This is a genomic window from Paracidovorax konjaci, assembly GCF_900112675.1.
GTDB classification, from domain to species: domain Bacteria; phylum Pseudomonadota; class Gammaproteobacteria; order Burkholderiales; family Burkholderiaceae_C; genus Paracidovorax; species Paracidovorax konjaci.
Genome location: NZ_FOMQ01000010.1, coordinates 120,033 through 146,213 on the forward strand (window position 1 = coordinate 120,033; position 26,181 = coordinate 146,213).

22 protein-coding genes are annotated in these 26,181 nt (G+C 70.0%); 19 read left to right on the plus strand and 3 right to left on the minus strand.

Annotated features, from left to right (window positions below):
- Positions 1 to 75: 75 nt before the first annotated feature.
- The 5 genes from BM144_RS15535 to BM144_RS15550 all read left to right on the plus strand — a co-directional run bounded on the left by BM144_RS15535 (position 76) and on the right by BM144_RS15550 (position 3,398).
- Complete coding sequence (locus tag BM144_RS15535; protein WP_092954001.1) at positions 76 to 360, plus strand: DUF2789 domain-containing protein; 285 nt, start codon at positions 76 to 78, stop codon at positions 358 to 360.
- Between the two features lie 132 nt (positions 361 to 492).
- Positions 493 to 1,536 (plus strand): phytanoyl-CoA dioxygenase family protein, encoded by a 1,044-nt coding sequence (locus tag BM144_RS15540; RefSeq protein WP_245783683.1) that lies wholly within the window; start codon positions 493 to 495, stop codon positions 1,534 to 1,536.
- Positions 1,537 to 1,645: 109 nt separating this feature from the next.
- Positions 1,646 to 1,780: a hypothetical protein gene (locus tag BM144_RS23620; RefSeq protein WP_271462652.1), complete on the plus strand. Its 135-nt coding sequence runs from the start codon at positions 1,646 to 1,648 to the stop codon at positions 1,778 to 1,780.
- 190 nt (positions 1,781 to 1,970) lie between these two features.
- Entirely contained in the window at positions 1,971 to 2,846 is an 876-nt protein-coding gene (locus BM144_RS15545) for an expansin EXLX1 family cellulose-binding protein (RefSeq protein ID WP_245783684.1), read from the plus strand.
- 186 nt (positions 2,847 to 3,032) lie between these two features.
- Complete coding sequence (locus BM144_RS15550; protein WP_092954194.1) at positions 3,033 to 3,398, plus strand: hypothetical protein; 366 nt, start codon at positions 3,033 to 3,035, stop codon at positions 3,396 to 3,398.
- Positions 3,399 to 3,446: 48 nt separating this feature from the next.
- Here BM144_RS15550 and BM144_RS15555 read toward each other — a convergent pair whose 3' ends face one another.
- Together BM144_RS15555 and BM144_RS15560 are read right to left on the minus strand one after the other, a co-directional pair.
- Positions 3,447 to 5,087: a sensor domain-containing diguanylate cyclase gene (locus BM144_RS15555; protein ID WP_092954197.1), complete on the minus strand. Its 1,641-nt coding sequence runs from the start codon at positions 5,085 to 5,087 to the stop codon at positions 3,447 to 3,449.
- 61 nt (positions 5,088 to 5,148) lie between these two features.
- A complete protein-coding gene (locus BM144_RS15560) occupies positions 5,149 to 6,045 on the minus strand; it encodes a LysR family transcriptional regulator (RefSeq protein ID WP_092954007.1) in 897 nt (298 codons plus the stop codon).
- 116 nt (positions 6,046 to 6,161) lie between these two features.
- Between BM144_RS15560 and BM144_RS15565 the strand changes: the two genes are divergently transcribed.
- From BM144_RS15565 to typA, 13 genes are all read left to right on the plus strand, one after another.
- A complete protein-coding gene (locus BM144_RS15565) occupies positions 6,162 to 7,553 on the plus strand; it encodes an acyclic terpene utilization AtuA family protein (protein WP_092954011.1) in 1,392 nt (463 codons plus the stop codon).
- A gap of 32 nt (positions 7,554 to 7,585) precedes the next feature.
- Positions 7,586 to 7,990 (plus strand): AtuA-related protein, encoded by a 405-nt coding sequence (locus tag BM144_RS15570; protein ID WP_092954200.1) that lies wholly within the window; start codon positions 7,586 to 7,588, stop codon positions 7,988 to 7,990.
- Positions 7,991 to 8,054: 64 nt separating this feature from the next.
- Positions 8,055 to 9,044, plus strand: coding sequence for a Bug family tripartite tricarboxylate transporter substrate binding protein (locus tag BM144_RS15575; RefSeq protein WP_092954014.1), 990 nt, complete (start codon positions 8,055 to 8,057; stop codon positions 9,042 to 9,044).
- 138 nt (positions 9,045 to 9,182) lie between these two features.
- Complete coding sequence (locus BM144_RS15580) at positions 9,183 to 11,360, plus strand: alpha/beta hydrolase domain-containing protein (RefSeq protein WP_245783685.1); 2,178 nt, start codon at positions 9,183 to 9,185, stop codon at positions 11,358 to 11,360.
- Positions 11,361 to 11,802: 442 nt separating this feature from the next.
- Complete coding sequence (locus tag BM144_RS15585) at positions 11,803 to 12,684, plus strand: c-type cytochrome (protein WP_245783686.1); 882 nt, start codon at positions 11,803 to 11,805, stop codon at positions 12,682 to 12,684.
- Positions 12,681 to 14,006: a c-type cytochrome gene (locus tag BM144_RS15590; RefSeq protein ID WP_092954017.1), complete on the plus strand. Its 1,326-nt coding sequence runs from the start codon at positions 12,681 to 12,683 to the stop codon at positions 14,004 to 14,006. Before BM144_RS15585 ends, BM144_RS15590 begins: the two co-directional genes overlap by 4 nt.
- Before the next feature lie 63 nt (positions 14,007 to 14,069).
- The gene (locus tag BM144_RS15595) at positions 14,070 to 14,480 is read left to right on the plus strand and encodes a thioredoxin family protein (protein ID WP_092954020.1); all 411 of its coding nucleotides are present in this window, start codon (positions 14,070 to 14,072) and stop codon (positions 14,478 to 14,480) included.
- 211 nt (positions 14,481 to 14,691) lie between these two features.
- Positions 14,692 to 15,309: a ribosome maturation factor RimP gene (rimP, locus tag BM144_RS15600; protein ID WP_092954023.1), complete on the plus strand. Its 618-nt coding sequence runs from the start codon at positions 14,692 to 14,694 to the stop codon at positions 15,307 to 15,309.
- Between the two features lie 77 nt (positions 15,310 to 15,386).
- On the plus strand, positions 15,387 to 16,871 hold the full coding sequence (gene nusA / locus BM144_RS15605) for a transcription termination factor NusA (protein ID WP_092954027.1): 1,485 nt from the start codon (positions 15,387 to 15,389) through the stop codon (positions 16,869 to 16,871).
- A 25-nt stretch (positions 16,872 to 16,896) separates the two neighbouring features.
- A complete protein-coding gene (gene infB / locus BM144_RS15610) occupies positions 16,897 to 19,737 on the plus strand; it encodes a translation initiation factor IF-2 (protein WP_092954030.1) in 2,841 nt (946 codons plus the stop codon).
- A gap of 163 nt (positions 19,738 to 19,900) precedes the next feature.
- On the plus strand, positions 19,901 to 20,278 hold the full coding sequence (gene rbfA, locus BM144_RS15615) for a 30S ribosome-binding factor RbfA (protein ID WP_092954033.1): 378 nt from the start codon (positions 19,901 to 19,903) through the stop codon (positions 20,276 to 20,278).
- A complete protein-coding gene (gene truB, locus BM144_RS15620; protein ID WP_092954036.1) occupies positions 20,275 to 21,273 on the plus strand; it encodes a tRNA pseudouridine(55) synthase TruB in 999 nt (332 codons plus the stop codon). Before rbfA ends, truB begins: the two co-directional genes overlap by 4 nt.
- Positions 21,270 to 23,099: a translational GTPase TypA gene (gene typA, locus BM144_RS15625; protein ID WP_092954039.1), complete on the plus strand. Its 1,830-nt coding sequence runs from the start codon at positions 21,270 to 21,272 to the stop codon at positions 23,097 to 23,099. Before truB ends, typA begins: the two co-directional genes overlap by 4 nt.
- Before the next feature lie 98 nt (positions 23,100 to 23,197).
- Here the strand turns inward: typA and BM144_RS15630 are convergent, their stop codons facing one another.
- Positions 23,198 to 24,784, minus strand: a complete 1,587-nt coding sequence (locus BM144_RS15630; protein ID WP_092954209.1) for a TerC family protein — start codon at positions 24,782 to 24,784, stop codon at positions 23,198 to 23,200.
- 248 nt (positions 24,785 to 25,032) lie between these two features.
- On the opposite strand from BM144_RS15630, the gene BM144_RS15635 reads away from it, so the two are divergent.
- Entirely contained in the window at positions 25,033 to 26,124 is a 1,092-nt protein-coding gene (locus tag BM144_RS15635; protein ID WP_092954042.1) for an enoyl-CoA hydratase/isomerase family protein, read from the plus strand.
- Positions 26,125 to 26,181: the final 57 nt, after the last annotated feature.

Below are 26,181 nucleotides of genomic sequence, written 5' to 3' on the forward strand. Positions count from 1 at the left end.
GCTGCGTTGTCTGACGCGCGGTGCCCGCGATGCACGCTACCGTCGCTGCATCCCTTGATTCCACAGGAAAACGCCATGATCACCACCGAGCCGACGATGACCAACCTGTTCCTGCAACTGGGCCTGGACGAGAGCCCCGAAGCCATCGCCGAATTCATCCGGACCCACCAGCTGGCCAATGAAGTGCGCGTGGCCGATGCGCCTTTCTGGAGCGACGCGCAGCGGCAGTTCCTTGCCGAGCAACTCAAGGCCGATGCGCCCTGGGCGATGGTGGTGGACCAGTTCAACGAAGCCCTGCACGCGGAGGATGTCCGCGAGCGCACCGAGACCGAGGTCGCCCAGGGAACCGCAGCGCAGTAAACCCCGGCCGCCTCGGGCACCGCACTCCGCCCATGCGCCGGTGTCTCCGGCGCGGATTTCCCGCTCGGCGGCCGTCACTTGGCCACAATGCGCATGCCGCCCGGCCGGGGCGGTGCACCAAGGACGGAGCGAATGACAGAAATTGCAGACAACGCGGTGGGCACCGCGGCTCGCGCGACATCCGCGCTGGGCATACCCGCACTGGAGCAGGTGTGGTCCCGCATGGCGGCGGCACACACGGGCCGTGCGGCTTCGGTGACGATGCGGCAGGCACAGCAGGACCACTGGGTGCTGCATGCGGCCGGCATCGGCCTGGAGCCTTTCTATGCCTGGTTCGGAAAACACGGCGGAAGTTTCGACGCCTTCGAGCGGTGGGTGGTGGACCGGATCGGCATCCCCCCCGCTGACCGCGCAGAGCGGCTCAATGCCGCGCTGGCCGGGGCCCCGCCGCCGCGTGCGGCCCAGGAAGCCCAGGCTGCCATCGAAGCCATGCCACCGGTACTTTCTGGCGAAGATCTGGCCTTCTGGGACGAGAACGGCTATGTCGTGCTGCACGACGCCATCACGCCCCAGGCCGCGCAGGACACCGCGTCGGTGGTGTGGAAATTCATCGGGGCGCGCCCCGACGATCCTGCGACGTGGTACCCGCCCAACGAGCACGGGATCATGGTGCAGCTCTTCCACGACGCGGTGCTGGAGCGCAACCGGCAGAGCCCGCGCATTCGCAAGGCCTTCTCGCAGTTGTGGGGCACCGCCGACCTGTGGAGCACGACGGACCGCGTGGGTTTCAATGCGCCGGAGACCGCCTCGCACCGCTTCCGCGGCCCGCACCTGCACTGGGACGTCAGCCTGCAGACTCCGGTGCCGCTCGGCACGCAGGGCATCCTCTACCTCACCGATACGCAAGCGCAGCAAGGCGCGTTCACGCTGGTGCCGGGATTCCACCGCCGGCTCGGTGCGTGGCTGGACAGCCTGCCGGGCGGCCCCTCCAGCGCACGCCAGCAGGACCTGGATTCCCTGGGCGCCGAACCGATCGCAGGCCGGGCCGGCGACCTCATCATCTGGCACCACGCCCTGCCGCACGGCAGCCGCCCCAACACCACCGACCAGCCGCGCCTGGTCCAGTACATCAACCTTTTCCCTGCCGACGCGCCGGTCCACGAAGGGTGGGTGTAGCGCGCGGCGGCGCGTTCCTGTACCCCCGGGCGTGACGTTGTCCGACGCGGTGGGGCGCCGGCTCTCGGTACCTTCGGGGTTTATCTTCTACGTCGATTGGAGCCCCACCATGAATGCACCGCGAGACTCTTCCGGCGCCGTCCCCACCTCTTCGAGCCGCAACCGGTTCGCCAGCGCCCGCACCCTCTGGGTGGCCGGCATCGTCCTGGCGGTGCTGCTGGTCGCTTTCGTCATTCCCTGGTAGGCCACTGTCGGGTACAACACGCCCGGGAGGCTTCGGTTTCCCGGGCGTTTTTGCGTCCGGTGCGCCGGGGCACGTCGCGGATGCCGGCGATGGTCGCCCCGCACCGCCAGTCACAGGGGAGGCTCGGATGTCGATACTTTCTGCCAGGGGATCGGGTGGGCGCGTTGCGTGTGCCCTGGGTGGGTTGCTGATGGCGACAGCGCTGCCGGCGGCGGCGCAGAGCGGGGAGGGCGTGCACGCCGGCCGTGGCACGTTCTACGGCTACGACGGCGGGGGCAATTGCAGCCTGCCCATGCCGACCCATGTGCTCACGGCGGCGATGAACCATGCGGACTACCAGGGGTCGCAGGCCTGCGGCGCCTACATCGAAGTGACCAACCTCAATACCGCGCAGACCGTGCTGGTGCGCATCGACAACCGGTGCCCCGAGTGCGCGCCTGGCGATGTCGATCTGGCAGAGCCTGCCTTTGCGCAGATCTCGCCGCTGGCCGCGGGCGAGATCCCGATCCGCTGGCGCTATGTGTCGGGCCCGGACGCGCAGGCCGCGGTGGTGTTCAAGGAGGGGTCGAGCGCCTGGTGGAGTGCCGTGCAGGTGCGCAACCACCGCAATCCGGTGGCCTCGCTGGCCTACCGCGCGAGCGGCTCCACGGGCGACTACACCGTGCTCTCCCGCGAGATGTACAACTATTTCGTCGCCCCGGGCGGCATGGGGCCGGGGCCGTTCGATCTGAGGATCACCGACACCCTGGGACAGGTGCTGGAGGTGTCCGGCGTGCCGCTGGACGTGGGCCCGGAAATTCCCCTGGGAGCGCAGTTTCCCGCAGGCCTCCCCGCGCCGGGTTCCGCCGGGCCCGACCAGCCGACAGCGTCCTTGCCCGCCACGTTCTCCACGCAGGGCAACAGCGATTGGGGCCAGGGCTATTGCCTCGACGTGACCGTGGCCAACCCCAATGCCGTGCCGCTGAACTGGTCCGTGCGCATTCCCGTGGAAGGGACCGTCTACACGGCTTGGAACGCGCAGGTCTCGCAAACCGGCGCGGTGCTCTCGGCAGCCGGAGACCCGTAAAACCAGACGCTGCAGGCCGGGGCCACCGCCCGGTTCGGGTTCTGCGCCAACCGCTGAGATCCGGCCCCTCCGTGCCCCCGGCACAGCTGGGGCGCGGACCATTGCACGCGAGGAAGGCCCGTTGTCCGACAAGGCGCGGGCATGCGACTGCCTACCTTGAAGGCATCGCAAACCGGAGCCAGCGCCATGGAGCCATCGAAACAGCATCCCTCCCCATCGCAGACCGCACCGGGCGGAACGCCTCTGCCGTCGGCCAGCAACCGGGACAACCGCCGCGTCTGGTGGATGGCCGTGGGGGCCGCGGTCATCGTGCTGCTGGCCGTGATCGCCTTCAACGCGATGGGGCCGAAGATGCCCACGCGCTCTCCGGGGGAGGGCACCGGCACGCCCGCATCGCAAGGTGCCGCGCAGTCGGGCGGCCCGCCGCCCAGCGGGTCGGTGGACGGCGCCGCGCCGCAGCGCTCCGACACGCCCACGCCGGCTGGGCGTGAGGCCATGGGCGCACCGGCAGGCGCTGCGCCTGCGGCGCAGCCGGCCTCTGCCACGCGCTGACTGTTCGATATCCGCGGCAGGTGGTCCTGCCGCCGGGGCTTCGTGCCGTCAGCCGCGATCCGTGCCGGCCCTCGGTGGCGCTTCGCCCTCACCAGTGCCTTCGCCGGAGTTCGTGGGCGGCCCCGGAAGCGGATCCGCAGCAGCCACCACGCGGTTGCGTCCTTCCTGCTTGGCGGCATACAGCGCCGCGTCGGCCCGGCCCATCAGGTCGGACGGCGTCTGCGCCAGCGGCTCCCAGGTGCAGCAGGCCAGTCCGCCGCTCACGGTCACGTGGCCGAACGGGCTGCCCGGGTGCGGCAGTTGCAGTGCGCTCACCGCCGAGCGGGCAGCCGATGCCACCAGGTAGGCCCCGGCAGCGTCGGTTTCGGGCAGCACGATGGCGAATTCCTCGCCCCCGTAGCGCGCGATGAAGTCGCCCGGCCGGCGGATCGCACCCGCGAGGGCGGCGGCCACCTGCCGCAGGCACTCGTCGCCCTGCAGATGGCCGCGCTCGTCGTTGTAGCGCTTGAAAAAATCGACGTCGAACATCATCACCGACACGGGCCGCCGGTTGCGCCGGCACTGGGCCATGACGTCGGCGATGCGCCGGTCGTAGGCGCGGCGGTTGTGCACGCCGGTCAGGCCGTCGTGCTCGGCCATGTGCTCCGCCCGCACGTGCGCCTGCATCAGCGCCTCGTGCGCCGCGCGCAGGCGCTGCTCGGCGTCGCGCCGGTGCTTCACCGACCGGACCATGAAGCCGCCGGCCACCCCGATCACGCCGAGCAGCATCAGGATGCCCGCGGCCTGCACCGAGGTGGCCTCTCTCCACTGCGCGAGGATCTCGTCCTGCGCAAGCGCCACAGCCACCGCGAGCGGGTTGTTGCGCGCATGCTCGAAACTGATGAGGCGCGTGACCCCGTCGATGGGCGACGGCGTGGTGATGACGCCCGAGCGGTTCTGCGTGATCTGCGCGTGCAGCGGCGTGCCGGCGATGCTGCGACCCAGGTCTTCGACATAGAACGGGCGCCGGGTGAGGATGCTGCCGTCGGCCTGCAGCAGCGCGATGGCCCCTTTCTGCCCCACGTCGAAACCGTCGAGGATGTCGAGCACGTAGTTCAGCCGGACGGTGGCGAGCACCACGCCCGCGAAGCGGCCCTCGGCGTCGTTGACGCGGCGGGACACGGGAATGATCCACGCCCCGGTCGAGCGGCTCACGATGGGCTTGCCGATGAGCGTGCGCATGCTCGGGTTGTCGCGGTGGTGGATGAAGTATTCGCGGTCGGAATTGTTGGCGCCCGGGTTCTGCACCGGCTGGGTGTTGACCAGCCAGCTGCCGTCCCGGCCGTACACGAACAGCCCGTGCAGGTGGTCGGCCTGGGAGATGTGGTTCACCAGCACGGGCTGCAGGGCTTCCAGCGTGGCGGGCGACATCTCGCCGCGCTCCAGTTCGTAGCCGATGCCGACCAGCACGCGGTCGATCTCGGAAATCATGCTGTCCATCTGCTGGGCCACCGCGCGGGCCAGGTTCTGGGCGAAGGTCTGCGCCTGCTGCCACTCGGCCTGGCGCGCGCGCCAGGCCAGCCAGATGTTCGAACTGACGAGCAGCAACGCCACCAGCACGACGAAGCCGATGGTGGAGCGCACGGAGCGGTCTTTGCCGAAGGGCAGGGAGGGGCCGGAGGCGGAGGGTTCCGGGGGCACTGAGGACATGGATTCAGGAGTGTGCGGCGTGCCGGAGGGGCCGGCTGCCTTCATGCGATGCGACCCATTCTCACACCGGAGGGCGGTTCGCCAGCACACGTTCGTAGAGTCCCCGCGCGGCGACGGACAAGCCGCGGCCCCGCCGCCGCACGAGGTAGATCTGCCGCGTGAGGCCCGGCAGCGCCAGCGGGCGCGTGACGAGGTCGGGGTGCGAGAAGTGGAACAGCGTGAGCGTGGGCACCACGCTGATGCCGAGCCCCGCGCGCACCATCCCGGTCACCGTGGCGAGCTGCTCGACCTCCATCAGCGTGTTCATGGCATGGGGATGGATGGCGGCCTCCAGGTACTGGCGCACGCTGCTCGTGCGCGCCAGGTGCACGAAGGGCCAGGGCGCGAGATCGGCCACCTGCAGGCCGCCCTTGCGGCGCCGCCGCGCGAGCGGATGGTCGGCGCGGCAGACCAGGTGGAAGCCATCGGTGCAGAACGGTTCCGCCTGCAGCGAGGGCGTGTCGGCGCGGATCGCGGCCAGCGCGAAGTCCGCGCGGCCCGACGCCACGCGTTCGATGCAGGGTTCGGAGAGCACGTCGGCGATGTCCAGCTCGATGTGCGGATGGTCCGCGCGAAAGCCCGCCAGCAGGCCGGGCAGCCAGCCCGCGGCCAGCGAGGGCAGCAGCGCCAGCGACACCCGGCCGCGGCGCAGTTGCGCCGCGTCGCGCGCGGCCCCCAGGGCGCTGTCGATCTCCGCGCGGATGCGCCGGGCGGATTCCAGGAAATGCTGGCCCTCGGGCGTGAGGTCCACATGCCGCGTGCTGCGGTCGAACAGCTTCAGGCCCAGCCCGTCCTCCAGCGAGCGCACCAGCGCGCTGAAGGCCGGTTGCGACAGGTGGCATGCGGCCGCGGCACGCGTGAAGCTGCGCTGCTGGGCCAGCGCCAGGAAGGCATCGATGTGGCGGCTGGACAGGTGCATGCGAGGCCTCCGGGCCCGCGGGCCGATTGATCTGGAAAACCGATCAATTGATCTTAACAATCTATTTCACGAAACAGGCCCGCGCTCCTACATTCGGCGGCAGGAGACAAACAACGATGGCGAACGCAGCAGAGATCTTGCGCGTGGGATGTGCGGCCGGCTTCTCGGGCGACCGCACCGATGCCGCGCTGCCCGTGGTGCAGGCCCTGATCGAGAGCGGCGGCCCGTCCGTGCTCATCTTCGAGACGCTGGCCGAGCGCACGCTGGCACTGGCCCAGCTCGCCCGCCGCACCCGCCCCGAGGCCGGCTACGAGCCCCTGCTGGACGATCTGCTGCGCCCGGTGCTGGCGCTGTGCCTGCAGCACCGCATCCGCATCGTGAGCAACTTCGGCGCGGCCCATCCGGCCGGAGCGGCGCGGCGCATCCGTGCGCTGGCCCGCGAGCTGGGCGCGCGCGCGCCGCGCATCGCCATCGTCTGGGGCGACGACCTGGGCGGCGCGCAGCACCTGCCCGTGCTGCAGGCCGCGCTCGGAGGGCGCTGGCCGGCCGAGCCCGTCGTGAGCGCCAATGCCTATATCGGGGCGCAGCCCATCGCCGAAGCGCTGCAGGCCGGCGCCGACATCGTGGTCTGCGGCCGCGTGGCCGATCCCTCGCTGGTGCTGGGGCCGGCGCTCGCGCACTTCGGCTGGTCCCTGCAGGACTGGGACCGGCTGGCGCGCGCGACCATGGCGGGCCACCTGCTCGAGTGCGGCGCGCAGGTCTCGGGAGGCTACTTCGCCGATCCGGGTTTCAAGGACGTGCCGGGCATGGCGCACCTGGGCTACCCCATCGCGGAGATCGATGCCGAAGGCCACTGCACCGTCACCAAGCCCGCCGGCACGGGCGGCCGCATCGACGAGCGCACGGTCAAGGAGCAACTGCTGTACGAGCTGCACGACCCCGCCGCCTACCTCACGCCGGACGTGGTGGCCGACATCACCCAGGCGCGCGTGTTCGCCGTGGGGCCCGACCGCGTGCGGCTCGAAGGCGTGCGCGGCCACCCGCGGCCGGACACGCTCAAGGTGAACGTCTGCGCCGAGTCGGGCTGGTTCGCCGAGGGCGAGATCTCCTATGCAGGTGCCCGCGCCGAGGCCCGCGCGCGCCTGGCCGCGGCCGTGGTGCGCGAGCGCCTGCAGGGCTGCGGTGCCGAGCTGCGCGCCGACCTGATCGGCGTGGCGAGCGCCTGGGCCGACGATGCGGGCCGCACGGTCGATGCGCTCGCCGCCGGCATGGAGGCGCGCGCCGCGCAGGACGTGCGGCTGCGCCTGTCGCTGCAGCACCGCGACCCCGCCGTGGCCGAGCGGCTCGCGCGCGAGGTCACCGCGCTCTACACCTGCGGCCCGGCGGGCGGCGGCGGCGTGCGCACGGCGATACGCCCGCGCCTGGGCATGGCCTCTGGCTTCGTGCCGCGCGGGGCCGTGGCCACCGGCTACCGGATGCTGGGCGAGGACGAGGACACCCCGCAATGACCCCCAGGACCGCCGACATGGAGACCCACGGCATGCCAACGCACACCCCGCCGGATCGCACACCGCCGGCCACCGGCACCCTCACGGTGCCCCTGTACCGGCTGGCGCACGGCCGCACGGGCGACAAGGGCAACCGGTCCAACATCAGCGTCATCGCGTGGCATCCAGCGCTCTGGCCGGTGCTGCAGGCGCAGGTGACCGAAGAGGCCATCGCCCGGCAGTTCGCGCACCGGGCGCCGGCGCGCGTGGCGCGGCACCTGCTGCCGCTGCTGCACGCGATGAACGTGGTCATCGACGACGTGCTCGACGGCGGCGTGAACGACGCGCTCAACCTCGACAGCCACGGCAAGACCCTGGCCTACCTGCTGCTCGACATGCCCGTGCGCGTGCCCGCCGACCTGGCCGGCCACCTCGCCGGCCCGGGGCCGCAGGCATAGCCGGCCTGCCCGGGCGGCCCCTTCCGCTTTTCCCATACCAACGACAGCAACGACAGGAGACAACATGAACCCCGCCTTCCCCCTTCCCCGACGCCGCCACGCGCTGGCCGCGGCCGCCTGCCTGGCCTGGACGGCCCTCGCGGGCGCGCAGACCGCGCCGGCCTATCCATCGAAGGCCATCACCTTCGTCGTGCCCTTCGCGGCCGGCAGCGCCACCGACCAGCTCGCGCGCGCCGTGGGGCAGTCGGTCACCACCGACACCCAGCAGCCCGTGGTGGTGGACAACCGCGCGGGGGCGAGCGGCATGATCGCCGCCCAGTTCGTGGCCAAGGCGCCCGCGGACGGCTACACGGTGCTCATCACCACCAACACCACGCACGCGGCCAACGAGCATCTCTACAAGAAGCTCTCGTACGACCCGGTGAAGGATTTCGTGCCCGTGACGGGCCTGGGCAAGGGCGGGCAGGTGCTGGTGGTGAACGCCGCCTCGCCCTACAAATCGGTGGGCGACCTGCTGGCCGCCGCGAGGAAGGCGCCCGGTAAGCTCAGCTTCGGCAGCGGCAGCTCGTCCAGCCGCGTGGCCGGTGAGATGCTCAAGCAGCTCGGCGGCGTGGACATCCTCCACGTTCCCTACAAGAGCAACCCGCTCGCCATCACCGACCTGCTGGGCGGGCAGATCGACCTCATGATCACCGACACCTCCACCGGCGTGCCGCAGATCAAGGCCGGCAAGCTGCGCGCGCTGGGCTATTCCACGCAAAAGCGCGGCGCGCAGCTGCCCGATGTGCCGACCATCGACGAGGCCGGCGTGAAGGGCTACGACATGGGCTACTGGTTCGCCGCCTACGTGCCGGCTGGCACGCCCGCACCCGTGGTCGCACGCCTGAACCAACTGCTCGGCCAGGCGACCCGCAGCGCCGCCGCGAAGTCGTTCTACGACATGGCCGGCTCCGAGCCCTGGGTGACCACGCCGCAGGAACTGGCGAGCTTCCAGGCCGCCGAAACCCAGAAGTGGGGCAAGGTCATCAAGGCCGCCGGCATCGAGCCCGAGTGAACGGCGGGGCGGACCTGCGGCCTCCCGCCTCCTTTCCTCCCGTTCCCCTGCTTTCCCTTTCCTTCCCCGTCTGCGCGCGGGCCGCGGGCGCACGCCCGCGCGCCGCTCCCGCCCTTGTCCTTTTCGAGGAGACATGCCATGTACCGGACCCGATCGGATTCCCTTCTTTCTCCTGCGCGCGGCCGCCCGCCGTTCACCCGGACGCGGGCCTGGGGCGGTGCCCTGGCCGCGGCGACCTCCCTGTTGCTCGCGGCCTGCGGCGGCGGGGACGGCGGCAGCGGCAGCAGCGGCACCCCGCGCATGCGCATGGAGATTTCCGCCACCGAAGATTTCCCCGGCAGCTACGGCAGCGTGGGCGCCTATGAAAAGGTCAGCGGCACCCTGCGCGGCGAACTCGACCCCGCCGACCCGCGCAACGCCGTCATCCAGGACCTGCAGCTCGCGCCGCGCAACGCGCGCGGCTTGGTGGAATACAGCGCCGACTTCGTTCTCCTCAAGCCCAAGGACATGTCCAAGGCCAGCGGCGTGCTGCGCTACGACGCGCCCAACCGCGGCAACATCCTGACGCTGCCCAACCCCGCCGCCACGCCCGGCGACGCGGTGTACTTCGAGCGCGGCTACACCTTCCTCTACTCGGCCTGGCAGGGCGACGTGCCCAAGAGCTCGCCCGCGCGGCTCACGGCCACCGTGCCGGTGGCCCGCAACGCCGACGGCAGCAGCATCACCGGGCCCTACCGCACGGAACTGGTGCCCGCCGCCGCCGTGCCCGCGATGTCGCTGCCGGGCGGGGTCTTCAACGGCACCATGGTCCCGTACGAGCCGGCCAGCCTGGACAACACGCAGCCGGGCACCTCGCTCACGCGCCGCCGCAACGAAACCGACCCGCGCGAGCCCGTGGCCGCCTCGGAATGGAAGTTCGCCACCTGCGACGGCGCCGGCAACGCGTTCCCCGGCACCCCCAGCCCCACCAGCGTGTGCCTGAGGGGCGGCTTCGATCCGCAGTACCTCTACGAGCTGGTCTACGTGGCCAAGGATCCGAAGGTCATGGGCGTGGGCCTGGCCGCGCTGCGCGACACCGTGGGCTTCTTCCGCGGCCGCGCCGCCGATGCGGACGGCCGGGCCAACCCGCTCGCGGGGCGCATCGCGCACGTGATCGGGCAGGGCACCTCGCAATCCGGCAATGCGATGAAGACCTTCCTGCACCTGGGCTTCAACCAGCGGCTGGAGGGCGGGCGCGTGTTCGACGGCCTCTATGCCCACGTGGCCGCGCGCCAGACCCACGTCAACACCCGCTTCGCCGTGCCGGGCGGGGGCGGTGGCCTGCGCACCGACCACACCGCCTTCGGCCAGACCGCGCCGCGCGGCCTGGCGGCGGACTACGTGGACGCCGTGAGCGGCCGCGAGGGTGGCGTGATGCGGCGCTGCAGCGCGTCGTCCACCTGCCCGCGCTTCTTCCTGGGCCTGTCAGGGACCGAGTTCTGGCAGCTGCAGGGCTCGCCCGTGCTCACCGACGCGCTGGGCCAGCGCGACATCGCCCAGCCCGCCAACGCGCGCATCTACTACTACGCCAGCACCCAGCACGGCGGCGCGGGCGGCGTGGAGAGCATCGCCTACGCGCCGTCGCGCGCGGTCTACCCCACGGGCACGGTGGTGCACTTCAACGACACCTTCCGCGCGCTCTTCCTGGCGCTGGAGGACTGGGTCGTGCGCGGGACCGAGCCGCCGGCCAGCCAGGTGCCGCGCGTGGCCGACGGCACGCTCGTGCGCCCGGCGCAGCTCGCCTTCCCGGCCATGCGGGGCCTCACGTGGAGCGTGGGCGGCGTGCAGACGCCGATCCCGGAGTTCCGCTACCTCGGGCGCTACAACGGCTTCACGCTGCTCGACTTCGGGCCGCAGTACCAGCCGCAGGACGAGTCCGGCATCGCCTCCGTGCTGCCCCCGCGCGTGGTGGGCCGGGACTACGCCATCCTGGTGCCGCAGGTGGACCCGTCCACGGGCCTGGCGCGCGCCGGCATCCAGAGCGTGGAAGCCCGGGCGCCCCTGGGCACCAGCATCGAGTTCAACGATGTCGCCACGCCGGGCATCGTCGATCTGGTGAACCTGACCGGCAGCTTCATCCCGTTCCACAAGACGCGGTCCGCGCGCCTGGCGGCGGGGGATGGGCGGCCGTCGCTCGAAGAGCTGTACGGCTCGCAGGCCGGCTATGTGGCCGCCGTCTCGCGCGCCGCGGACGATCTGGTGGCCCAGCGGCTGCTGCTGCGCCGCGACGCCGACGCCATCGTGGCCAAGGCCCGCGCCGCCAACATCCTGCCGTGACGGTGCGCGGGGCGGCGACCGGCGGGAGCGGGCCCCTGCCGCGCCGCCTCTGCACCCGGCCCTCGGGATCTGCAGAGTGGGTTCAGAGCGTTTCATGCTCCATGCCGCCGGTTCCATTCAATAGTTTGCTATGGTTTTGATAGTGAATGGAGCGGAGTGGCGCAGTACCCGGGCCCGGTGCTGCGCCGGGCGCGCCTCCCTCCGGCCTCCAGCGGCTCTGCGTGCCTTGCCCGGGGGCTCTCCGCGTGCGCCCACCGGCTGTTGGGGTGTTTTGTGCTCCATGCCGCCGATTCCATTGAATAGTTTGCTATGTTTTTTATAGCGTAGCAGCAGGGCGGCGCGGCGGGCGCCCGCCTGCGGGCTGTACGTGCCGGCGCGGGCTGCGTAGAGTGGGGCAGGGCGCCGCGCGCGCCCGGCTTCCCAGAACAACGAGACAAAGCCCATGCCCCTTTCGCAGGACTGCGCCCCCCGGGCGGCCCCGCCTTGCCTTTCCCCGGCCCACGGCCTTGCCGCCGCCACCGGCTGCCGTCCGCGCTGGCCCCGGGCCTGCCTCCTGCTGCTGGCCGGCGTGCTGACCGGCGCGCTGGGGGGAGCGGGCATCGCCCGCGCGCAGCCTTCCGCCCCGCAGCAGGGGGCGGCCGCGGCGCCCGCCGCGCCATCGGAGCAGCCCGTGCCCTCCGGCATGTCCGGCATGGCCGACCGCGTGATCGCCTGCACCGCCTGCCATGGCCGCGAGGGGCGCGCCACGCAGCAGGGCTATTTCCCGCGCATCGCCGGCAAGCCGGCCGGCTACCTGTACCACCAGCTCCTGCATTTCCGCGACAGCCGCCGCAGCTATCCGCAGATGTCGTACCTGCTGGAGCACATGACCGACGCCTACCTGCGCGAGATCGCCGGCCATTTCGCGGCGCTGGACCTGCCCTATGCGCCGCCTCCGCCGCCCCAGGCCCCGCCCGAGGCGCTGGAACGCGGCCGGCGGCTGGTGCGCGAGGGCGACGCGGCGCGCGGCATCCCCGCCTGCGTGCAATGCCACGGCGGTGCCATGACCGGCGTGCAGCCGGCCATCCCCGGCCTCGTCGGCCTGCCGCGCGACTACCTCAACAGCCAGATCGGCGCCTGGCAGACCGGCCAGCGGCGCTCGCATGCGCCCGACTGCATGGCCCGCGTGGCGCGCCAACTCACCGCCGACGACGTGAGCGCCATCTCGGCCTGGCTGGCGGCCCAGCCCGTGCCCGGCTCCGGCAAGCCCGCGGCCACGGCGGGCGCGCCGCTGCCCATGCCGTGCGGCGGCGTGGATGCCGCTGCCCGCGGGGTGGCGCCATGAGCGGGGCACGTCCGCAGGCGCGCCGGCGCCGGGGATGGCGGATTGCGGCCATCGCCGCCGCGGCGCTGCTGGGCGCGTGCGCGGCGTCGGTCGCGGTGCTGAACCGCTGGGGAGAGGCCCCCCTGCCGGCCGACGACCGCCCGCCGGCCAGCGCCGCCGCCCCGCAGGCCATCGCGCGCGGCGAATACCTGGCGCGGGCCGGCAACTGCATGGCCTGCCACACCGACGTGGGCGGCGTGCCGTTCGCGGGCGGCCGCGGGATCGAGACGCCGTTCGGCACCGTGTACAGCACCAACCTCACGCCCGATGCCGGCACCGGGCTGGGCGGCTGGTCCGCGGCCGCCTTCTGGCGCGCGCTGCACCACGGGCGTTCGCGCGACGGGCGGCTGCTCTACCCGGCGTTCCCGTACCCCAGCTACACCCATGTGACGCGCGAGGATTCCGACGCGATCTACGCCTACCTGCGCAGCCTGCCGCCGGTGCGCCAGCCGGCGCGCCCGCACGCGCTGGAGTTCCCCTACGGCACCCAGGCCGCGCTCGCGGTGTGGCGGGCGCTCTTCTTCCGGCCGGGCGGCCTGGAGCCCGAGCCCGACCGCCCGGCCGAATGGAACCGCGGGCGCTACCTCGTGCAGGGGCTGGGCCATTGCGCGGCCTGCCACAGCCCGCGCAACGCCCTGGGCGCCACGCAGGACGCCGGGGCGCTGCGCGGCGGGCTCATCCCCGTGCAGAACTGGTACGCGCCGGCCCTGGACACCGTGCACGAGGCCGGCGTGGCCGACTGGCCGGCCGAGGAGGTGGTCGCGCTGTTGCGCGATGGCGCCACGCCGCGCGCCACGGTCACGGGGCCGATGGCCGAGGTGGTCTTCCGCAGCACGCAGTACCTGGACGGCGCGGATCTGCACGCCATCGCCGCCTACCTGCGCGCCCTTCCCGGAGCGTCCACCGAAGCTGCCGGACGCGCCCCCCGCCCGGAGCCACCCCGCGCGTCGATGGAGCGCGGGGCGGCGGTCTATACCCGGCACTGCGCCCAGTGCCATGGCGATGGCGGCGAAGGGCGCCCCGGGGCCTTCCCCGCGCTGGCGGGCAACCGGGCCGTGCTGCTCGACACGCCGGTCAACCTGGTGCGCGCCATCCTGCAGGGCGGCTACGCCCCCGTGACCCCCGGCAACCCCCGCCCGCATGGCATGCCCCCTTTCACCCAGGTGCTGGGCGACGAGGACGTGGCGGCCGTGGCCACCTTCGTGCGCAACGCGTGGGGCAACCAGGCGCCCGGGGTCGCTACCATCGACGTCTATCGCGCCCGCGAGCGCCGTGGCCGCTGAGGCGGGCGGCGGCTGCGGTAGCCGCCGTCCTCCCGATCCTGTCTTTCCGAGGTTGTTGCATCCATGCCGGACATCGTTTCTTCCGACGCACCGCTCTCCGCCGGGGACGCCTCCGCGGCCCCGGCCCCGGGCTGGTGGGTCGTGTGCCTCTGCGCCGAGTGGTGCGGCGTCTGCCGCGAATACCGAGCCGCGTTCGACGCACTGCGGGCCGCCCACCCGGAGACCCGCTTCGAATGGGTCGATGTGGAGGACGAGGAGGGCCTGGCCGGCGATCTCGACGTGGAAACCTTCCCCACGGTGCTGATCGCCGACGGCGCGCAGGCGCGCTTCCTGGGCCCGTTGCTGCCCCAGGCCGGCGTGCTGGCCCGGCTGCTGTCGGGCCTGCGGGACAGCGGCCCGGCCGCCCCGGTGGATCCCGAGGCGCAGGGGGTTTTCGGGCGCGTCCTCCAGGCCCGGGGAGGGCCCGCGGCCTGACGGACTGTGGCGCCGATGCAATGCAAATTGCATGCCGCCATCTTGGCAAAGCGTTACGCAGCAGGCTACAATGCGTGCTTCACGGCCAAACGGGCGGGTCCCCACCGCCCGTTTTTTTTGGCCGTTTGCTTTTCTTCGAGCTCGAAGCTGCCGGGGAGATCCTCGGTGGTTATCGGGTTTTTTGTACTTCTGGAACTGAGCTGAACGACACGTGGCATTGCAGCAGATCGTTGAACAAACCGTCGCGGGCCTGGGTTACGACCTGGTGGAGATCGATCGCTCCGCCGGCGGCCTGCTGCGCATCACCATCGATCTGCCGTGGCAGGCGCCCGCCGCCATCGCCGACGCCGGGGCCGATGCCCCCGCTCCGCTGCCCGGCACAGAGCAGTTCGTCACGGTCGAAGACTGCGAGAAGGTCACGCGGCAGCTGCAGTTCGCGCTGGAGGTCGACGGTGTCGACTACAAGCGCCTCGAAGTGTCCTCGCCCGGTATCGACCGCCCGCTGCGCCACGAACAGGATTTCCAGCGTTTCGCCGGCGAGGTGATCGACATCACGCTCAAGGCCCCCATCGGCGAGGCCGCCGCCGGGCAGGTGAACGCCAACCGCAAGAAATTCCGCGGCACGCTCGAGCGTGCCGAGTCCGGTGGCTGGCAGATCGTCTGGAGCGACGAGCCGCCGGTGAAGCCCGGCCAGAAGGTCAGCAAGAAGAGGGTGCCCGCGCCGCTGCAGGCCCTTGGCTTCACGCTGGATGAACTGCGCGATGCCCGCCTGGCGCCGATCGTGGACTTCAAGGGGCGTGGCTCGAAGGGCGGGCCGGCCCCGGGCTGAGCCGAGAGCGCATACGAAGCAAGGGCCGCCGCGCCGGGCGCGGGCCTCCAAGGGATTGAAAAATAGGAGAGTCGTCGATGAATCGCGAACTGTTGATGTTGGTCGAAGCCATTTCGCGCGAGAAGAACGTGGAGCGCGACGTGGTGTTCGGCGCCGTGGAACTGGCCCTGGCCCAGGCCACCAAGAAACTCTATCCCGGCGAGGTGGACATCCGTGTGGCGATCGATCGCGACAGCGGCAACTACGAGACTTTCCGCCGCTGGCTCGTCGTGCCCGATGACGCCGGCCTGCAGAACCCCGACGCCGAAGAACTGCTCATGGACGCGCAGGAGCGCATCGCCGACATCGAGGTGGGCGAGTACATCGAGGAAGGCATCGAGTCCGTGCCCATCGGCCGCATCGGCGCCATGGCGGCCAAGCAGGTCATCCTGCAGAAGATCCGCGACGCCGAGCGCGAGATGCTGCTGAACGACTTCATGTCGCGCGGCGAGAAGATCTACACCGGCACCGTCAAGCGCATGGACAAGGGCGACATCATCGTGGAGAGCGGGCGCGTCGAAGGCCGCCTGCGCCGCGGCGAGATGATCCCCAAGGAAAACCTCCGCAACGGCGACCGTGTGCGCGCCATGATCATGGAGGTCGACCTCACGCTGCGCGGCGCGCCCATCATCCTCTCGCGCTCCGCGCCCGAGTTCATGATCGAGCTGTTCCGCAACGAAGTGCCCGAGATCGAGCAGGGCCTGCTGGAGATCAAGAGCTGCGCCCGCGACCCCGGCAGCCGCGCCAAGATCGCCGTGCTCTCGCACGACAAGCGCGTGGACCCGATCGGCACCTGCGTCGGCGTGCGCGGCACCCGCGTCAACGCCGTCACGAACGAGCTGGCCGGTGAGCGCGTGGACATCGTGCTGTGGTCCGAAGACCCGGCGCAGTTCGTGATCGGCGCGCTCGCGCCCGCCAACGTGTCCTCCATCGTCGTCGACGAGGAAAAGCACGCGATGGACGTGGTGGTGGACGAGGAGAACCTCGCAATCGCCATCGGCCGCGGCGGCCAGAACGTGCGCCTCGCGTCCGACCTCACGGGCTGGAAGATCAACATCATGGACGCGGCCGAATCGGCCCAGAAGCAGGCGAACGAGACCGACACGTCCCGCCGCCTGTTCATGGAAAAGCTCGATGTGGACGAGGAGATCGCCAACATCCTGATCGAAGAAGGTTTCGCGAGCCTCGAAGAAGTGGCCTACGTGCCGCTGCAGGAGATGCTCGAGATCGAGAGCTTCGACGAAGACACCGTGAACGAGCTGCGTGCCCGGGCCAAGGACGCGCTGCTCACCATGGAAATCGCCCGCGAGGAAAGCGTGGAAGGCGTCTCGCAGAATCTGCGCGACCTCGAAGGCACGACGCCCGAGCTCATCGGCAAGCTGGCCGAGGGCGGTGTCCACACCCGCGATGATCTGGCCGACCTGGCCATCGATGAACTGACCGCCCTGACCGGCCAGTCCGAGGAAGAGGCCAAGGCCTTGATCATGAAAGCACGCGAACACTGGTTCGCGGGGCAAGAGTAAGGGTCAGGGGAGGTACGAACCGAATATGTCCAGTAACACTGTCGCCGAGTTCGCAAGCGAACTCAAGAAATCGCCGGAAACCCTGCTCGACCAGCTCAAGTCCGCTGGCGTGTCCAAGGCTGCCCCGACCGACGCACTCACCGAGACGGACAAGCAGAAGCTGCTCGCTTTCCTGCAGGCCAGCCACGGCACGGCCACCGGTGACCGCAAGAAGATCACGCTGATGAAGAAGTCCACCAGCGAGATCAAGCAGGTCGATGCCACGGGCAAGGCCCGCACCATCCAGGTGGAAGTGCGCAAGAAGCGCACCTTCATCAAGCGCGACGACGTGGCCGAAGGCCAGACCGACGGCCCGGAGGCCGAGATGCCGGCCCCGGTTTCCGCCGAAGAGCAGGACCTGGCCCGCCGCGAGGAAGAAGCCCGCCACCAGGCCGACCTGATCAGCCAGCAGGAGCAGGAGCTGAACGCGAAGCGCCGTGAACGCGAAGAGCGTGAACGCCGCGAGCGCGAAGCCGAGGAGCGTGCAGCCGCCTACGCGATGCAGCAGGCCGAGCGCAAGGCCCAGGAATCCGCCGTGCGCGAAGAAGCCACCCGCGAGGCCGCTGCCGAGGCTGCGGCCCGCACTGCCGCGCAGGCAGAAGCCCGTGCCAAGGCCGAAGCAGAATCCAAGGCCCGCACGGCCGAGGAAACCGCCCGCGCCGCCGATCTGGACGATCGCCGCCGCAAGGCCCTCGCCGAAGCCGAGGCGATCCGCGCCATGATGGCCGCGCCCAAGAAGGTGCTGGTCGCCAAGAAGCCCGAAGAGCCGAAGCCCGCGCCCAAGCCGGCAGTGGCCGCCGATGCCAAGAAGGGCACGCTGCACAAGCCCGCAGCCACGCCGGGGGCACGTCCTCCAGCGGGCGCTCCGGCCGCCGGCGGCGGCAAGGAAGTGAAGTCGGCCAAGCTCTCGTCGAGCTGGGCGGGCGATCCTGCCGGCAAGAAGAAGGAAATCAAGACCCGCGGCGATGCCAGCGGCGGCGTTGGCCGCAACAACTGGCGCAGTGGCCCGCGTGGCCGCCGCGGCGACCGCGACGACCATCCGCACCAGGCCGCCGCGCCGGTGGAGGCGCGCATCATCGAAGTGCACGTGCCCGAGACCATCACCGTGGCCGAGCTGGCGCACAAGATGTCGATCAAGGCGTCCGAGGTCATCAAGTCGCTGATGAAGATGGGCCAGATGGTCACCATCAACCAGCCGCTGGACCAGGACACGGCCATGATCGTGGTCGAGGAAATGGGCCACAAAGCCGTCGTGGCCGCGCTGGACGATCCGGAAGCCTTCCCCGACGAGGACGTGTCCGGCCAGCAGGCCGAGGCGCTGCCGCGCGCTCCCGTGGTGACCGTCATGGGCCACGTGGACCACGGCAAGACCTCGCTGCTGGACTACATCCGCCGTGCCAAGGTGGCGGCGGGCGAGGCCGGCGGCATCACGCAGCACATCGGTGCCTACCACGTGGAAACGCCGCGCGGTATGGTCTCGTTCCTCGACACCCCCGGTCACGAGGCCTTCACGGCCATGCGGGCCCGCGGTGCGCAGGCCACCGACATCGTCATCCTGGTGGTGGCGGCGGACGACGGCGTCATGCCCCAGACGAAGGAAGCCATCAAGCACGCCAAGGCTGCCAAGGTGCCGATCGTCGTGGCCATCACCAAGGCCGACAAGCCCGATGCCAACCCCGACCGCGTCAAGCAGGAACTGGTGGTGGAGGAGGTCGTGCCTGAAGAGTACGGCGGCGAATCGCCTTTCGTGCCCGTGTCCTCCAAGACCGGCATGGGCATCGACGACCTGCTCGAACAGGTGCTGCTGCAGGCCGAAGTGCTGGAACTGAAGGCACCCGTCGAAGCGATGGCCAAGGGCCTCGTCATCGAAGCGCAGCTCGACAAGGGCCGCGGCCCGGTGGCGACGGTGCTGGTGCAGTCCGGCACGCTCAAGGTGGGCGATGTGGTGCTCGCGGGCCAGACCTCGGGCCGCGTGCGCGCCATGCTCGACGAGAACGGCAAGCCCACCAAGTCGGCGGGACCGTCCATTCCGGTGGAAATCCAGGGCCTCTCCGACGTGCCGCAGGCCGGCGACGAGTTCATGGTGCTCTCCGACGAACGCCGTGCCCGCGAGATCGCGACCTACCGTGCCGGCAAGTTCCGCAACACGAAGCTCGCCAAGCAGCAGGCCGCGAAGCTGGAGAACGTGTTCGCCGACATGACGGCGGGCGAGGTGAAGAACCTGCCCATCATCATCAAGGCCGACGTGCAGGGCTCGCAGGAAGCGCTGGCCGCCTCGCTGCTCAAGCTCTCGACCGACGAGATCAAGGTCCAGCTCGTGTATGCGGGTGTGGGCGGCATCAGCGAAAGCGACGTCAACCTGGCCATCGCCTCGAAGGCGATCGTGATCGGCTTCAACGTGCGTGCCGATGCCGGCGCGCGCAAGACGGCCGAGACCAACGACGTCGATCTGCACTACTACAACATCATCTACGACGCCGTGGATGAGTTGAAGGCAGCCATGTCCGGCATGCTGGCTCCCGAGCAGCGCGAAGAGGAAATCGGTACCGCCGAGATCCGCACCGTGTTCGTGGCCTCCAAGATCGGCACCGTGGCGGGTTCGTACGTCACCTCGGGCCAGGTCACGCGCAATTGCCGTTTCCGCCTGCTGCGCGAAAACGTGGTCATCTACACGGGCGAAGTCGAGTCGGTCCGCCGCCTCAAGGACGACGTCAAGGAAGTCAAGGAAGGCTTCGAGTGCGGTATCAAGCTCAAGAACTACAGCGACATCAAGGAAGGTGATCAGCTGGAGTTCTTCGAGATCAAGGAAATCGCGAGAACCTTGTGATGCACCCCCTGCGTCGCTTCGCGCCTTCCCCCTCGAGGGGGACGACGCCGGTGGCCTGGCAAAGCCAGTTCCACGGCGTCCGCTGGCATGGCTTGGTCCGCGGCCCTTCGAAGGGTACGGGCGGGGTGCTGGCGAGGTGCGGTGATCCTGCGGAGTTCTAACTATGGCTGCCAAGAAATCATCCACGCCCAACCGCAGCTTCAAGGTTGCGGACCAGATCCAGCGGGATCTGACCGAGCTGATCCGCGAGTTGAAGGACCCGCGCATCGGCATGGTCACGCTGCAGGCCGTGGAGGTGACGCCCGACTACGCGCATGCGAAGGTGTTCTTCAGCGTGCTCGTGGGCGACGCCGACACCACGCAGGACGCCTTGAACCAGGCGGCGGGCTTCCTGCGCAACGGCCTCTTCAAGCGCCTGCACATCCACACCGTGCCCACGCTGCATTTCATGTTCGACCGCACCACCGAGCGTGCATCGGACATGAACGCTCTGATCGCGCGTGCCGTGGCCTCCCGCTCCAAAGACGACGAGGAAGCATGACCGCACGCGCTCCCCGCATCCGGGTGCAGCGGCGTCCGGTGCACGGAGTGCTGCTGCTCGACAAACCCCTGGGCCTGTCCAGCAACGACGCGCTGCAGAAAGCCAAATGGCTGCTGCGCGCGGAGAAGGCCGGCCATACCGGCACGCTCGATCCGCTGGCATCGGGTGTGCTGCCGCTGTGCTTCGGCGCGGCGACCAAATTCAGCCAGTTGCAGCTCGACGCCCCCAAGACCTACGAGGCCGTGGCGCGGCTGGGCGTGACCACCACCACGGGCGATGCCGAAGGCGACGTGGTCGCACGCTGCGACGTGGACCCGGCACGGCTCGTGCCCGAGCGCCTTGCCGAAGTGCAGCGGCAGTTCACCGGGCCGATCCGGCAGGTGCCGCCCATGCACAGCGCCCTCAAGAAGGACGGCAAGGCACTCTATGAATACGCCCGGGCGGGCATCGCCGTGGAGCGCGACGCGCGCGACGTGGTGATCCATGCCCTGGAACTGTCCCTTGCCGCCGGAAACATTGAAGAGTTCGCTATCAAAATGATAGTGACCTGCAGCAAGGGCACCTACATCCGCACGCTGGGCGAGGACATCGGCGCCGCGCTGGGCTGCGGAGCGCACCTCACCTTTCTGCGCCGCATCGATACGGGCGGGCTGGGTGTGGAGCGCTGCGTGACGCTGGCAGCGCTCGAAGCCATGGACGAGGCCGCGCGCCTGGCGTGCGTGCAGCCGGTGGAGACCCTGCTGGCACGGCACGTGCCTGTCACGTTGGACCGCGACAATGCGGCGCGCTTTCTCTCCGGCGTGCGCCGCCGCGGATCCTGGCCCGATGCGCCGCAGGTGGCCGTGTTCGGCGAAGCGCCCCGCGCGCTGCTGGGCGTGGCGCACACCGTCGGCGGCGAACTGGTGCCGGGGCGGCTGCTGAGCCCGCTGGAGATCGATCAGATTCTGGAAATCAACACGCCGCCGGCAGAGCGCGGCACATTGGAAGCACTATGAGCAAACAAATCCGCAACATCGCCATCATCGCGCACGTCGACCATGGCAAGACCACCATGGTGGACCAACTGCTGCGGCAGTCGGGCACCTTCGCCGACCACGAGAAGGTCGTCGATACCGTCATGGACAACAACGCGATCGAAAAAGAGCGCGGCATCACCATCCTGGCCAAGAACTGCGCCGTGAGCTGGGAAGGCACGCACATCAACATCGTCGACACCCCGGGCCACGCGGACTTCGGCGGCGAAGTGGAACGTGCCCTCTCCATGGTCGACAGCGTGGTGCTGCTGATCGATGCGCAGGAAGGCCCCATGCCCCAGACGCGTTTCGTGACCAAGAAGGCCCTGGCCCTCGGCCTGCGCCCGATCCTGGTCGTGAACAAGGTGGACAAGCCCGGCGCCAACCCCGACAAGGTGGTGAACGCCGCGTTCGACCTGTTCGACAAGCTCGGCGCGACGGATGAACAGCTCGACTTCCCGGTGGTGTACGCCTCGGGCATCAACGGCTGGTCGTCGCTCGAAGAAGGCGCTCCGGGCGAGCAGTGGGGCCCGGACATGTCGGCCCTGTTCAACACCATCCTGAAGCACGTGCCGCCGAATTCGGGCGACGCTTCGGCGCCCCTGCAACTGCAGATCTCGGCGCTGGACTTCTCCACGTTCGTGGGCCGCATCGGCGTGGGCCGCATCAGCCAGGGCACTATCAAGCCCAACCAGGACGTGCTCGTCATGGAAGGCCCGGACGGCAAGAGCTTCAAGGGCCGCGTGAACCAGGTCCTGACCTTCCAGGGCCTGGACCGCATGCAGACGCCGCTGGCCGGCCCGGGCGACATCGTGCTGATCAACGGCATCGAGGACATCGGCATCGGCGTGACCGTGACCGATGCCGCCAACCCCGCTCCGCTGCCCATGCTGAAGGTGGACGAGCCCACGCTGACCATGAACTTCTGCGTGAACACCTCGCCCCTGGCAGGCCGCGAAGGCAAGTTCGTGACCAGCCGCCAGATCTGGGACCGCCTGCAGAAGGAACTGCAGCACAACGTGGCCCTGCGCGTGAACGAGACCGATGAAGAAGGCATCTTCGAAGTCATGGGCCGCGGCGAACTGCACCTGACCATCCTGCTGGAAAACATGCGCCGCGAAGGCTACGAGCTGGCCGTCTCCAAGCCGCGCGTGGTGTTCCGCGACATCGACGGCGTGCGCCACGAGCCAATCGAGCTGGTCACGGCCGACATCGAGGAAGGCCACCAGGGCGGCGTGATGCAGGCCCTGGGCGAGCGCAAGGGCGAACTGGTGAACATGGAGTCCGACGGCCGTGGCCGCGTGCGCCTGGAATACCGCATCCCGGCCCGTGGCCTGATCGGTTTCACCAACGAGTTCCTGAACCTGACGCGGGGCTCGGGCCTCATCTCCAACATCTTCGACAGCTACGAGCCGCACAAGGGCGCCATCGGCGGCCGCAAGAACGGCGTGCTGATCTCCATGGACGACGGTGAAATCTTCACCTACGCCCTGGGCAAGCTGGACGACCGCGGCCGCATGTTCGTGAAGGCCAACGATCCCGTGTACGAAGGCATGATCGTCGGCATCCACAGCCGCGACAACGATCTGGTCGTGAACGCCACGCGCACCAAGCAGCTGACCAACTTCCGCGTGAGCGGCAAGGAAGACGCGGTCAAGATCACGCCCCCGATCGACCTCACGCTCGAATACGGCGTCGAGTTCATCGAGGACGACGAACTGGTCGAGATCACGCCCAAGAGCGTGCGCCTGCGCAAGCGCCACCTGACGGAAAACGAGCGCAAGCGCGCCAGCCGCGACGGCGCATAAGCCCCGCCCCGCACACACCGCGTTTCGCGGTGCCCGCACGACGCGCCCTACGGGGCGCGTTGTGCTTCGTGGGCCGGCCCACTGCGTCAGCGCGAGTTTCAGGCCGGGGGCGCGGGCACGGCAGGCGCATCGCGGCGCACGTCCACCCGCGCGATGCGGCGGCCGTCCACGGCGATGACCTCGAAGCGCAGCCCGTGCAGCACCGTGGCGCGCCCGGGCTCCGGCAGTTCGCCGAACTGTTCGAGCAGCAGGCCCCCCAGCGTGCTCGCGTCCTGCGCGCTGCGGGCCAGCCGTTCCACGCGCACGGCGCGCGCGAGGGTGTGCAGATCCACCAGGCCGTCCACCAGCCAGCGGTCCGGGCCCACGGGCTGCACCAGCAGGTCCTCGCCCGCATCGGGGAACTCGCCGGCGATGGCTTCGAGCACGTCCATCGGCGTGACGAGGCCCAGGATGGTGCCGTACTCGTCGCTCACCAGCGCCAGGTGGTTGCGCGAGCGGCGCAGGTTTTCCATCAACCGCAGGATGCTCACCGTCTCGGGCACGATCAGCGGCGGCTGCAGGCTCTGGTGGCGGTCGATCGTGCCGCGGCCGATGAGGTCCGCCATCAGGTCCTTGGCGCGGCCGACACCGATCACCGCGTCCAGGCCGCCCCGGTCGCACACGGGGAACAGGCCATGCGGCTGGGCCTGGAGCTGGCGGTAGAGCGAGGCCTTGTCCTGGCTGATGTCCAGCCAGTCGACATCGGCGCGGGGCGTCATGATCGACAGCACCGACTGCTCGGCCAGCGACAGCACGCCGCGCACCATGGCCCGCTCCTCCTGGCGGAAACCGGCGTGCAGCGCGGCTCCGGCGCCCGCGGACACCGCGGCCGAGGCAGGGCTGCCGGACGCGCCCGCGCCGCCGGCCTCCTGGCCTCCCAGCAGCCTCAGCACCGTGCGCGCCGTGCGTTCCCGCAGCGGGATGCGCGCCGCATGCCGCGCGATGTTGCGCAGCCTCCACTGGTTGAAGAATTCGATGAGGATCGAGAACCCGATGGCCGCGTAGAGGTAGCCCTTGGGCATGTGGAAACCCATGCCGTCCGCCACGAGGCTGAGGCCGATCATGAGCAGGAAGCTCAGGCACAGCACCACTACGGTAGGGTGCCGGTTCACGAAGGCGGTGAGCGGGCGCGAGGCCAGCATCATCACCGCCATGGCGCTCACCACGGCGGCCATCATCACGGGCAGGTGCTGCACCATGCCCACGGCGGTGATGATGGAGTCGAGCGAGAAGACCGCATCCAGCGCCACGATCTGCACCAGCACGACGCCGAAGGCCGCGTGCTCCTTGCGCTCCGGCCCGGAATGGTCGATGCCCTCCAGCCGCTCGTGCAGTTCGGTGGTGGCCTTCCACAGCAGGAAGATCCCGCCGGCCAGCAGGATCACGTCGCGCCACGACAGCGAGAGCCATCCCCATTCGAAGACCGGCGTGGTCAGCCGCACGAGGTGCGCTATGGCGGCCAGCAGGCACAGGCGCAAAACGAGCGCGAGCGACAGGCCGATCATGCGCGCGCGGTCCCGCTGGTGCGGCGGCAGCTTGTCGGCCAGGATCGCGATGAAGACCAGGTTGTCGATGCCGAGGACGATCTCCAGCACCACCAGCGTGAGCAGGCCGGCCCAGGCAGAAGGATCGCTCAGCCATTCCATGGCGGGGCCTCCCAGGGGCTGGACGGGCGGGCCGCCGCGCGTGCGCAGCTGCGCGCCGGTGCGCTGCGGGCGCGCGTTGGGGGGGTCGGGGAGGGGGAGCGGTGCGGTGCCACCGGGGGAAGAGGCATGCCAGCGCATTCTAGGGAGCGGTTTCCGCAGGTCTTGTAGGAGACCGGGCACACCGCGTCGCCTGCGGCACAATTCCCGCGCACCGTTTTCCCCCTTACAGAACCCGAGGAGACTTTCGAATGGATGAGACGCAACGCGACGTGCTGGCCGAGGTGCGCGGGCAGGTGGGCTTCATCACGCTCAACCGCCCGCGCGCGCTGAACGCGCTGTCGCTGGGCATGGTCCGCGACCTCATGGCCCTGCTGCTGCAATGGCAGGCCGATCCGGCCATCCTGGCTGTGGCGATCCGCGGCAGCAACAAGGAAGGGCCGTTCGGCGCCTTCTGCGCGGGCGGCGACATCCGCTTCCTGCACCAGGCCGGCAGCACGGGCGATCCGCGGCTGGAGGACTTCTTCACCGAGGAATACGCGCTCAACCACCTCATCCACCATTTCGGCAAGCCCTATATCGCTTTCATGGACGGCATCGTCATGGGCGGCGGCATGGGCATCAGCCAGGGTGGCACCGTGCGGATCGTGACGGAGCGCACCAAGATGGCCATGCCGGAGACGGCCATCGGCCTGTTCCCCGATGTGGGGGGCGGCTATTTCCTCTCGCGCTGCCCCGGGCACACGGGCGAGTGGCTGGCCCTGACCGGAGACACCATCGGCGCGGGCGATGCCGTGGCCCTGGGCCTGGCCGACGGTTGCCTGCCGGCGCAGCAACAGGCCGGGCTCTGGCAGGAACTGGGTGCGCGCACATTCACCAACGGTGCTGCGGTCGAAACCTGGATTGCTACAAATTTCATAGCAGAAGAGCCAATGTTCTCAGCGGCACCGGGCCCCATCGATGCTGCATTCGGGCAGGCCAGCGTTCCGGCCATCCTGGCGGCGCTGGAGTCCTCCGGCAGCGACTGGGCGCGCGCCACGGCGCAGACGCTGCGCAAGCGCTCGCCCCTGATGCTGCACGTCGTGCTGGAGCAGATCCGGCGCGCCCGGGGCATGGACCTGGCGGACGACCTGCGCATGGAGCGCGACATGGTGCGCCACTGCTTTTTCCTGCGGCCCGGGCAAAGCGAAACCGTGGAAGGGATCCGCGCGCTGGCGGTGGACAAGGACCACGCGCCACGCTGGAACCCGGCACGCATCGAAGACGTCACGCCCGCGCAATGGCAGCCGTTCTTCGACAGCCCCTGGCCCGCGCATGCGCATCCGCTCGCGGCGTTGAAGTAGGCAAACCGGCCCGGGCGATCGGCGCCTTTCTGGCTTTCTTTCTTCTTTACTGCCGCT

Bases quoted from the DNA above. Each gene is read 5' to 3' on its own strand.
- BM144_RS15535 (WP_092954001.1), top strand. From the start codon at position 76: ATGATCACCACCGAGCCGACGATGACCAACCTGTTCCTGCAACTGGGC.
- BM144_RS15540 (WP_245783683.1), top strand. From the start codon at position 493: ATGACAGAAATTGCAGACAACGCGGTGGGCACCGCGGCTCGCGCGACA.
- BM144_RS23620 (WP_271462652.1), top strand. From the start codon at position 1,646: ATGAATGCACCGCGAGACTCTTCCGGCGCCGTCCCCACCTCTTCGAGC.
- BM144_RS15545 (WP_245783684.1), top strand. From the start codon at position 1,971: ATGGCGACAGCGCTGCCGGCGGCGGCGCAGAGCGGGGAGGGCGTGCAC.
- BM144_RS15550 (WP_092954194.1), top strand. From the start codon at position 3,033: ATGGAGCCATCGAAACAGCATCCCTCCCCATCGCAGACCGCACCGGGC.
- BM144_RS15555 (WP_092954197.1), bottom strand. From the start codon at position 5,087: ATGTCCTCAGTGCCCCCGGAACCCTCCGCCTCCGGCCCCTCCCTGCCC.
- BM144_RS15560 (WP_092954007.1), bottom strand. From the start codon at position 6,045: ATGCACCTGTCCAGCCGCCACATCGATGCCTTCCTGGCGCTGGCCCAG.
- BM144_RS15565 (WP_092954011.1), top strand. From the start codon at position 6,162: ATGGCGAACGCAGCAGAGATCTTGCGCGTGGGATGTGCGGCCGGCTTC.
- BM144_RS15570 (WP_092954200.1), top strand. From the start codon at position 7,586: ATGCCAACGCACACCCCGCCGGATCGCACACCGCCGGCCACCGGCACC.
- BM144_RS15575 (WP_092954014.1), top strand. From the start codon at position 8,055: ATGAACCCCGCCTTCCCCCTTCCCCGACGCCGCCACGCGCTGGCCGCG.
- BM144_RS15580 (WP_245783685.1), top strand. From the start codon at position 9,183: ATGTACCGGACCCGATCGGATTCCCTTCTTTCTCCTGCGCGCGGCCGC.
- BM144_RS15585 (WP_245783686.1), top strand. From the start codon at position 11,803: ATGCCCCTTTCGCAGGACTGCGCCCCCCGGGCGGCCCCGCCTTGCCTT.
- BM144_RS15590 (WP_092954017.1), top strand. From the start codon at position 12,681: ATGAGCGGGGCACGTCCGCAGGCGCGCCGGCGCCGGGGATGGCGGATT.
- BM144_RS15595 (WP_092954020.1), top strand. From the start codon at position 14,070: ATGCCGGACATCGTTTCTTCCGACGCACCGCTCTCCGCCGGGGACGCC.
- nusA (WP_092954027.1), top strand. From the start codon at position 15,387: ATGAATCGCGAACTGTTGATGTTGGTCGAAGCCATTTCGCGCGAGAAG.
- infB (WP_092954030.1), top strand. From the start codon at position 16,897: ATGTCCAGTAACACTGTCGCCGAGTTCGCAAGCGAACTCAAGAAATCG.
- rbfA (WP_092954033.1), top strand. From the start codon at position 19,901: ATGGCTGCCAAGAAATCATCCACGCCCAACCGCAGCTTCAAGGTTGCG.
- truB (WP_092954036.1), top strand. From the start codon at position 20,275: ATGACCGCACGCGCTCCCCGCATCCGGGTGCAGCGGCGTCCGGTGCAC.
- typA (WP_092954039.1), top strand. From the start codon at position 21,270: ATGAGCAAACAAATCCGCAACATCGCCATCATCGCGCACGTCGACCAT.
- BM144_RS15630 (WP_092954209.1), bottom strand. From the start codon at position 24,784: ATGGAATGGCTGAGCGATCCTTCTGCCTGGGCCGGCCTGCTCACGCTG.
- BM144_RS15635 (WP_092954042.1), top strand. From the start codon at position 25,033: ATGGATGAGACGCAACGCGACGTGCTGGCCGAGGTGCGCGGGCAGGTG.